Source organism: Candidatus Poribacteria bacterium (assembly GCA_021162805.1).
Taxonomy (GTDB): domain Bacteria; phylum Poribacteria; class WGA-4E; order B28-G17; family B28-G17; genus JAGGXZ01.
The window spans coordinates 1-8,946 of sequence record JAGGXZ010000152.1 but is presented as its reverse complement, the minus strand read 5'-3'; the positions used below and the strand labels follow the sequence as shown (position 1 = coordinate 8,946).

Annotated in this window: 8 protein-coding genes; 5 read left to right on the top strand and 3 right to left on the bottom strand. The window is 52.1% G+C overall.

What is annotated here, in order from left to right; translation table 11 throughout:
* Nucleotides 1-136 precede the first annotated feature (136 nt).
* The 4 genes from J7M22_11840 (at nucleotide 137) to J7M22_11825 (ending at nucleotide 3,981) form a co-directional block, all read left to right on the top strand.
* Complete coding sequence (locus J7M22_11840) at nucleotides 137-1,129, top strand: aldose 1-epimerase (GenBank protein ID MCD6507297.1); 993 nt, start codon at nucleotides 137-139, stop codon at nucleotides 1,127-1,129.
* A gap of 11 nt (nucleotides 1,130-1,140) precedes the next feature.
* Entirely contained in the window at nucleotides 1,141-2,580 is a 1,440-nt protein-coding gene (locus J7M22_11835; GenBank protein MCD6507296.1) for a sulfatase, read from the top strand.
* Between the two features lie 241 nt (nucleotides 2,581-2,821).
* Nucleotides 2,822-3,538: a hypothetical protein gene (locus J7M22_11830; protein ID MCD6507295.1), complete on the top strand. Its 717-nt coding sequence runs from the start codon at nucleotides 2,822-2,824 to the stop codon at nucleotides 3,536-3,538.
* A 23-nt stretch (nucleotides 3,539-3,561) separates the two neighbouring features.
* On the top strand, nucleotides 3,562-3,981 hold the full coding sequence (locus J7M22_11825; protein ID MCD6507294.1) for a hypothetical protein: 420 nt from the start codon (nucleotides 3,562-3,564) through the stop codon (nucleotides 3,979-3,981).
* Between the two features lie 27 nt (nucleotides 3,982-4,008).
* Here J7M22_11825 and J7M22_11820 read toward each other — a convergent pair whose 3' ends face one another.
* From J7M22_11820 to mnmG, 3 genes are read right to left on the bottom strand one after another with little or no spacing between them, the layout of a single operon-like run.
* Entirely contained in the window at nucleotides 4,009-5,301 is a 1,293-nt protein-coding gene (locus J7M22_11820) for a sigma-54-dependent Fis family transcriptional regulator (protein MCD6507293.1), read from the bottom strand.
* Nucleotides 5,270-5,968 carry a 16S rRNA (guanine(527)-N(7))-methyltransferase RsmG gene (gene rsmG, locus J7M22_11815; protein ID MCD6507292.1) on the bottom strand — a complete coding sequence of 233 codons (699 nt, stop codon included), beginning with the start codon at nucleotides 5,966-5,968 and terminating at the stop codon, nucleotides 5,270-5,272. The genes J7M22_11820 and rsmG overlap by 32 nt, the downstream gene beginning before the upstream one ends.
* On the bottom strand, nucleotides 5,965-7,854 hold the full coding sequence (gene mnmG, locus J7M22_11810; protein MCD6507291.1) for a tRNA uridine-5-carboxymethylaminomethyl(34) synthesis enzyme MnmG: 1,890 nt from the start codon (nucleotides 7,852-7,854) through the stop codon (nucleotides 5,965-5,967). Before mnmG ends, rsmG begins: the two co-directional genes overlap by 4 nt.
* Before the next feature lie 617 nt (nucleotides 7,855-8,471).
* Between mnmG and J7M22_11805 the strand changes: the two genes are divergently transcribed.
* A partial coding sequence (locus J7M22_11805; GenBank protein ID MCD6507290.1) for a hypothetical protein occupies nucleotides 8,472-8,946 on the top strand: 475 nt, incomplete at its 3' end.

Below are 8,946 nucleotides of genomic sequence, written 5' to 3'. Positions count from 1 at the left end.
TTGGCCCAACCAACTTATTATGGTTATGGCAGGCAGGGAACAGACTCCTTTAAGGGCTTTAAAGCCCAGGTAATAAGAGTCCTCCTGCCCTGCCTCCTAAATTTATATCATAATTCATGGTAGGAGGTAAAATGGGATGTCATATTCGGTTGAGGTGGGAAGGGTTGACGGCTTTGACGTCCATGTCCTCAAAGATCTATCCTCTGGAAGCGAGGCCAGGGTGGTCCCGGAGATCGGTGCGAACTGCTTCAAGTTCACGATCACGCATAAGGGAAAGGTCTTGGATATAATCGATCCCCCACCCTCGCTTGCTCAACTTCGGGAATCCCCGAGCGGTTACGGCAATCCGATCCTCTTCCCCTTCCCAAATCGAATACGCGATGGGACCTTCACATTCGACGGCCAGGTCTATCAGTTCGATAAACGTCCCGGCTGGGAACATTCCATACACGGGCTGGTATATACACGTCCCTGGGAGGTGTCGGATCGGGGATCACAGGATGCGGCCTATGTGACATTGAGTTTCGACTCAAAGAGATATCCCGACGTTATGAGACAATATCCCTTTCCCTTCATCGCCGAGCTGACCTACAGCCTGAAGGGATGGGAACTGACGGTGCGTTTTTCGGTTCAAAACACGGGGGTCAAGAGAATGCCGATGGGTTATGGCTTACACCCCTATTTCCGCGCCCCGATCTCACCTGAGACCCCTCCTGAGAGATGTCTCGTCAGAATACCCGCTCGGAGATTGTGGGAGCTAAGGGATTTCCTCCCCACCGGCAGAACGATACCCGTGGATGAAGGGAGGGATTTCAGAACGTCGAGGCCTCTGGCAGGAGCGAGACTGGACGATGTCTATACGGATTTGATCTACGAGGGAGGAGTCACCAGGTGTTTCATAGATGATAGAGGTGTGAAACTGAAAACGATCGTCGAGGCCGGGGCCGTTTTCAGGGAGATAGTCGTCTATACCCCGCCTAGGGGCGAAGCGATCTGCTTTGAACCCTATACCTGTCCGACCGACGCCCCGAATCTGACCGCTAAAGGCTTGGACGTCGGTCTGATCGTTCTCGAACCGGGTGAAAGCTTCGAGGCAACGGTGTGCTTCACCGTTGAAAGCTACGAATAAGGGGGCAAGGCATGAACGTCATACTGATAATCTCCGACACGTTTCGCAGGGATAATCTGTCCTGCTACGGCGGCGATCTGGCCCATACGCCGTCACTGGATAAGTTCGCTTCAGAGGCGATTCTGTTTGAGAACGCCTATTGTCTCTCCTTTCCGACGGTTCCCAACAGGAATGACATTCTGACCGGCAGGGCGACCTTCACCTATAAACCGTGGTCGCCCCTTGATCCGAAGGAGATCACCCTTCAGGATACGCTCAACAAGGCGGGCATCCTGACCAGCCTGATCGTTGACACACCTCATCCGTTCGCACCCGGATTCAATTATCAGAGGGGATTTCAGGGTTGGGAACTTATCAGAGGGCAGGAACATGATAGATGGAAGACGGCGCCCAGTGACGTCAAGCTCCCCTGCGACCCGAACAAACTTCGCAACCCCTATGGGACGGTCATCCAATACCTGAAAAACGTCTCCTGGAGAAAACACGAGTCGGATTACTTCGTCGCCAGGACGATGAGAACGGCGATCGAATGGCTGGAGGAGAACTACGCCAGTCGCTTCTTCCTTTACGTCGATACGTTCGATCCCCATGAGCCCTGGGACCCGCCCAAGCATTACGTGGACATGTTCGATCCGGATTACGACGGCGAGGAGGTGATCTACCCCAGATATGATAGGTGGAGGGAGTTCCTGAGCGAGAGGGAGCTCCAACATTGTAGGGCTCTTTACGCCGCCGAGGCGACGATGGTCGATAGATGGATCGGGCTACTGCTTGAAAGGATCGAATCGCTGGGGCTGATGAAGAACACCGTCGTGATCTTCACCACGGATCACGGCTTTTACCTGGGCGAACACGGCTATATAGGTAAATCCCTTATCAGGGAGAACTATCATCAGTCCATCCCCCTCTATCCTGAGGTCTCGGCGATACCTCTCATCATGTATGTCCCCGGCATGGAGGGAAAGAGGATTAAAGCCCTCATTCAGTCGATAGACCTGATGCCCACCATTCTCGACTTCATGGAGGTTGAGATACCGCCTACGGTACAGGGATACTCGCTTAAGCCCCTCATCGAAGGGAAAGCGAATAAGGTCAGGGATGTCGCCATAGCCTCGCCCACCCTCTCCTCAAGGGGAATCAAGGTTCCGCATCCCACAAATCGGGCCACAATCACGGACGGCGAGTGGATGTTGATCTACGGCAGCCAGGTTGAAAAGGTCGAAGGTGCTGAGATGACGGAGATGGTCGATAGCATCAAGCGGAGGGTGGCCGCTATCGAGGAGAAACCGCTGGCCCCGGAGCTCTACTATCTCCCGGAAGACCCCGGATGTGAGAGAAACCTCTTCGAGGAAAATCATGATAAAGCCAAGGAGATACATGCTCAGTTCGTGGAGTTCCTGGAAAGATGTGAGGTTCCGGAGGAACATCTGAGGTTTTTCAGGTATATATAGATTGACTATACCTCAGTAAAAATCCAAATCGCGAGAAGCAAAGGTCGCAGATATGCCCGCAGTCGGCAGTCCGCTGTCTCTTAGTATAGTCACTTGTCGTCATTTATTGTCATTTATGGTCATTAAATGACGGCGAAGCCAAATGACCTAATGACAACAAACGACGATTTAGAGGTGGACGGCGGACAATTCCTTATGTGTCTCGGCGGTTAAAAAGTGCGAAAGCATAGAGATTGATGATATGAGCGTAAAAGTTATAGCACACAGAGGAGCTTCAGGCGAGGAGATAGAGAACACGCTTGAGGCCTTTCATAAGGCCCTCCTTCAGGGCGCTGACGCGCTGGAGATGGATGTCAGACGCACGAAGGGCGGGGACCTCGTCCTGTTCCACGACGAGACGTTGGAGCGACTTGCCGGCAGGACGGATAGGGTGGAGGAGCTTTCGCTTCGGGAACTGGCCGAAATCCACCTCCGACACCCGAAATTCCCCGGTAAGAGGGGCAAGATCCCAAGGCTCGAGGAGATCCTGAAGGATGAAGATCTATCGGGAGCGATCCTCTGTCTGGAGGTAAAAAGCGAGGGAATAGAGTTGGATCTGGTTGAGCTGATACGGAGGTTCGATCTGATCGATAGATGTATAGTCTACTCGTTTCACCTCAACCATCTCATAAGGATTAAAGAGATCGAGCCCGGATTAAGGACCAACCTCCTCTTCGGCCGCGATAGATATGACAACCTTCGCCTTGCGGTCGAAAACGGCATCGAGATGATAAATCCTGAAAGCTACGACGCCGATGAGGAATACGTCGAGATGGCCGTTCGATCCGGACTCACGGTGACCGTAGGTAGGACGAACGATCCGGACGAGATCCGACGCTTAGCCCGACTCCCGATTTGGGGGATACATACCGACTTCCCCGCCCTGGCGGTGGAAACGATATTTCATATATTTCATTAGGAGGTTTTCCCACGCAGATTTCCATGAAAGGGATAGCCCTGGTATTGGTGATATCGCTTCTCTGTGCGAACCTCTCTTATGGCCTGAGCCTCAAGATGAGGGGGAAGATCTCCATGATCCTGATCCTATCCCTCATCGGCGCCGTTGACCTACATCTCCACCACCGCGATGAGGTCGCGCTTGAAAGATCATGTAAGACCCTGGATCTCGGGGAACTTCGATCTATCCGGAGATACAGACACGGGTTAGATCTGATCGAGATCCGAATCTATGAGCGCGGTGCCGTGACCGTGAGGGATGGGATGATATGGAGGGTGGAAGATCGCCTGTATCTGCACAAGGCATATGAAAGACCTGAACCTGTTCAGGGAGGCTGCCGGTGGAGGTTTCCCCGGACGAGTATCAAAACGGTGGATACTGGAGCGCGGCCACCGGATGGTTGATCGTTGCCCTGTCGCGGTTCAACTTCTCTACCCCTGAAGCTTCCTATAGATCGTCCTGCGGCTTATGCCGAGTATCCGCGCCGCCTTGGTCTTATCTCCTCCTACCTTCCTCAGAGTTTCGAGGATGAGTTTCCTCTCCACATCTTCGATCTTCATCCCAAAGGGGATGAAGATGCCCTCCTGTTCGGTTTTGTCTGATCTCTCCCACTCGCCTACTATCCACGCGGGCAGGTTTTCAATCCCTATTCTCTTGCCCTCTGAGAGTATGACCGCTCTTTCGATGGCGTTTTCGAGTTCCCTCACGTTTCCAGGCCAGTTATAGCTCATCAGAGCTCTCATCGCTTCGTCGGATATCGATCTGACCTCCTTTTCGTGTCTGAGGTTGTGTTTTCTGATGAAGTGTTCCACCAGCAGGGGGATATCCTCCCGCCTCTCTCTCAACGGCGGCAGATCGATGGTCACCACGTTCAGCCTGTAAAACAGATCCTCCCTGAACCTTCCCTCCTGGACGCTCAGCTTAACGTCCTCGTTCGTGGCGGCTATTATGCGCACATCCACCTTGATCGTCCTAGTTCCACCGATCCTCTCGAACTCCCCTTCCTGTAAGACCCTGAGCAGCTTGACCTGGGCTGAGGAGGAAAGGGTTGTGATCTCATCCAAAAAGAGGGTGCCGCCGTCGGCGAGCTCGAATTTACCCTTACGTTCCGAGTAGGCGTCCGTGTAAGCTCCTCTCTCATGTCCGAATAGCTCATCCTCGACAAGCGTATCGGGCAGAGCCCCGCAGTTCACCGGTATGAAGGGCTTATCCCTACGGGGTGAGATCCGATGTATATATCTGGCTAGTATCTCCTTACCGGTTCCCGTTTCGCCTTGAATCAACACGGTGGCCTTGCTCGACGCTATTCTGTTGGCCAGATCGAACACCTCCAACATACAGGGGCTCTGACCGACGATGAATTCTTCGATCTCCTCTCTGGACGGTTTGAAGGTAAGATCCAGATATCTGAGAGATCTGCCGAGCGCCAGCTTAACCTGCCATCGTCTCAGAGGTCTGACCAGAATATCCCAGACCCCCATATCGATCATCCGACCGATCAGATCCTCCTGCTGAGGTTCGACGATCAGGATTATCGGGACATCCTTGAACACCTCGGCGGGGATGGATATCGAGGGATCGGCGAATATAAGATCGACCTTCTCCAAACTCCTCCTGAGAAACGATGAGTCGCCGGTTATCGTAACGGAATGCTCATCGGGAAGCAGTTCACACAGCTCACGTATCAGACTTTTATCCGATGAAGCTATCAATATCCTGGCCATCTTTCCTCTTTTCGATCACCACGAAGGATCTATGAAGTCTGTATTTCAATGGCCGTTCAAACCTCACCACATCTATCACCTGAGCTCCGAGCCATTGAATCGGTTCCAAGGCTTTATCCAATTCCCCCCTCACGTTTTTGCCCTTGTAGGCGATGAGACGTCCGCCGGGTTTGAGAAGGGGCAGACAGTATCGAACGAGTTTCCGGAGTTCAGCGACATATCTTGCCGTGACGTAATCGAACCGGCCTGAATATTCGGGCTTTCGGATTAACTCCTCCGCCCTAGCCCTGACTACCTCGGTTTCCTCCAGGCCCATCATGGCGACCAGGCATTTGAGGAAAGCCGTTTTTTTATGCGAGGAGTCGATAAGCGTCACCTTTAACGTCGGCTCGATCAGCTTCAGGCACAGCCCCGGAAACCCCGGCCCGGTTCCGACGTCCGCCAGACGGCTTCTCGGAAGTATCAGACCACAGACGATCGGGAGAACGGAATCGACGAAATGTTTGTAAATTATACCACAATCGTCAGCCACAGATGTAAGGTTTATCCTCCTGTTCCACCTCTTAAGTTCATCCCGATAGAGTTTAAACCTCTCAAGTTGCCTTTCATCCAAGATAAACCCCGCCTCTTTCATCGCCTGGTTTAGACACCGTTTGAAATCAGTCATTCCCGATTCATCCTCCTCTTCCACGCTTCCAGGGCGATCATCAGTATGGAGATATCAGCAGGGGAGACGCCGGATATCCTTGATGCCTGACCGATCGATCGGGGTTTGATCCTCGAAAGTTTCTCCCTTGCCTCGTTCGAGATCCCTTTGACCTTTGAATAGTCGAACTCCGGCGGTATGATCATCCGCTCCATTTTCCTAAACTGTTTTATCTGCTCCTCCTGTCGCCTGATATATCCCTCGTACTTCACCTGTATCTCCACCTGTTCCTTGACCTGCCATGGCATCTCCTGGGACGGCGGGAAAAATCGCTCGATCATCCTATAGGAGACCTCCGGCCTCTTGAGAAGATCCCTCAAGGTCATCGGCTGTGAGATAGGGGCTGTGCCCATCTCTTTCATGATCTGTTGTGTTTCCGGATTCGGGTATAGCTTTATCTCCTGAAGCCTCTCCATTTCCTGTGCTATGAGCCTTTTCTTCATTGAGAACCTCGCGTACGTTTCGTCGTCGATCAATCCCAATCGCCTTCCTATCTCCATCAACCTCAGATCGGCGTTGTCCTCTCTCAGGACAAGCCTGTATTCCGCCCTGGAGGTGAACATTCTATATGGCTCGTCGGTTCCTTTCGTGACCAGATCATCTATGAGCACGCCGATATACGCCTGGGATCTATCCAGTATCAGGGGCTCTTCGCCTCGTATTTTCAACACGGCATTTATACCGGCGATGATCCCCTGTGCGGCGGCCTCCTCGTATCCTGACGTTCCGTTTATCTGGCCTGCGAAGAAAAGTCCCTCAACCAGTTTCGTCTCCAGCGAGGGTTTGAGCTGAGTCGGCGGGGCGAAATCGTATTCGATCGCATAGGCCGGACGCATGATCTCGACCCGTTCCAGCCCCGGTATCGTCCTGAGCATCTCCACCTGAACGTCAACGGGCATGGAGGTGGATATGCCGTTGAGGTAGATCTCCAACGTGTCCAATCCCTCCGGCTCCACGAATATCTGGTGTCGTTCCTTATCGGGAAACCTGACTATCTTGTCCTCTATGGAAGGGCAGTATCTGGGCCCAACGCTCTTTATCCTGCCGCTGAAACGGGCCGAGCGTTTGAGGTTCCGTCTGATGATCTCGTGTGTGCGCTCATTGGTATAGGTTAGATAACAGGGCACCTGGGGACGATCCACCCTATCGGTCGAGAAGGAGAAAGGACGAGGCGGATCATCCGGATACTGGATCGTCATCGCCTTGAAGTCTATGCTTTTGGCGTTTACCCTAGGCGGCGTTCCGGTCTTGAGTCTTCCTATCTCAAACCCGAGTCTTCTCAGGGCGTCCGACAGGTTTTCGGCCGACGGTTCACCCAACCTTCCGCCGACGAATGACGTATCGCCTATGTGTATAAGCCCTTTAAGAAAGGTTCCGGTCGTAAGTATCACCGTTCTGCCCAGGAAAGCACACGTTTTGGTTATAACTCCCTTAACCCTGCCGTCCTCCACGATCAGATCCTCGACCACCTCCTGTTTGACCTCCAGCTTTTTCTGTTCCTCTATCGTCCGCTTCATCTCCACGTGATATAGTTTTTTATCCGCCTGAGCTCTGGATGATCGGACGGCGGGCCCCTTTTTGGTGTTGAGAAGTCTGAAGTGTATGCCGGTCTTATCGATATTCTTGGCCATCTCCCCGCCAAGGGCATCTATCTCCTTGACCAGTTGTCCCTTCGCCAGTCCGCCGATGGCGGGGTTACAGGACATCTGTGCGATGGTGTCGAGGCTGATCGTTAGGAGCAGAACCTCCGCCCCCATCCTCGCCGCTGCCAAGGCGGCCTCGCATCCGGCATGTCCCGCCCCGACGACTATGACGTCATAGATCTTATCATACGTGATCATCCTCAGGATCACCCTGATAAGAGGAGTCTGAGCGTTACCTTAACTATTTACCATACCCTGAACCGTTAGTCAAATCGATAGATATGACGATACGATGGAGGGGAGAGACAACCTTTCGGAGGATGATCCGGAATATAAAAAATTAAATGTCTCCTAATAAATCTTAGATGAACACTGGAAAATCCGAAATCCTATATCGGAGACTATCGCGATAAACTTTAGCAAAAATTTCCTTCGAGTTATCGAAGAGAAATTTCAGGGCGATCATATATGTCTATCGGAATCATTTCGGCGAAACTTAAGAGGAATTTTGGATGGTTTATATCCTGGATAAATTAAGGTAATGCTTTATCTCGTAGGGCGGGGGTTTACCCCCGCCGAAAACGGCGGCACATAAAGTGCCGCCCTACGAAAGTGTTACCATGATTGCGAACCATCCCGAGGAATTTACCGCCTTACTACCTCTCATTCATTCGAGATGTGAACCAATAGCGTCGCCCTAGATTTATTAGGGGACAAATAGGCATAAATCGATTATGCTCTTGATCGCCAATCGATCACCGATCCTGATCTTTCAGTAGATTTCCATCTCATATCTCAACCTCATCAAGGGAGAAATGACGATGGAAAAGAAAGATGCCTTCTATCTGGAAAATCTCGATGACGTGATGGCGTTTTTGATCCAGCTGGAGCCAACGGATACTTCCGAACTAACTCATGTGAAGGAAGCGATAGATAAGATCATAGAAACCTCAGATCATCTTTCATCCCGTGATTTGCTCTCCAAAGCGTCGCAAAAGCTCAACGATTTGATCCACGGCGAAACCTCTGACCCCTCAGGTCTTATGAGGGAGATAGAAAATCTGATCGGGGAAGCTACAGGGTCGCCTGCCGGTGATGAGCCCTCCACCGAGCAGGCTTCTGAGGAGAACCATCCTCAGCCTGAGCCTGCTCGGTGTTTTTCCTTCCCTGAGGATTCGGATCCGGAGTTGATATCAGCGTTCATAACGGAGACACAAGATCTGATATCCGAAGCCGAATCAGCACTTCTATCACTGGAAGCTAACCCCGATGATATGGACGCCGTCAACACCGTCT

What these genes read in the sequence shown, in the direction of transcription:
- J7M22_11840 (MCD6507297.1), top strand. Translation starts at nt 137, where the DNA reads ATGTCATATTCGGTTGAGGTGGGAAGGGTTGACGGCTTTGACGTCCAT.
- J7M22_11835 (MCD6507296.1), top strand. Translation starts at nt 1,141, where the DNA reads ATGAACGTCATACTGATAATCTCCGACACGTTTCGCAGGGATAATCTG.
- J7M22_11830 (MCD6507295.1), top strand. Translation starts at nt 2,822, where the DNA reads ATGAGCGTAAAAGTTATAGCACACAGAGGAGCTTCAGGCGAGGAGATA.
- J7M22_11825 (MCD6507294.1), top strand. Translation starts at nt 3,562, where the DNA reads ATGAAAGGGATAGCCCTGGTATTGGTGATATCGCTTCTCTGTGCGAAC.
- J7M22_11820 (MCD6507293.1), bottom strand. Translation starts at nt 5,301, where the DNA reads ATGGCCAGGATATTGATAGCTTCATCGGATAAAAGTCTGATACGTGAG.
- rsmG (MCD6507292.1), bottom strand. Translation starts at nt 5,968, where the DNA reads ATGACTGATTTCAAACGGTGTCTAAACCAGGCGATGAAAGAGGCGGGG.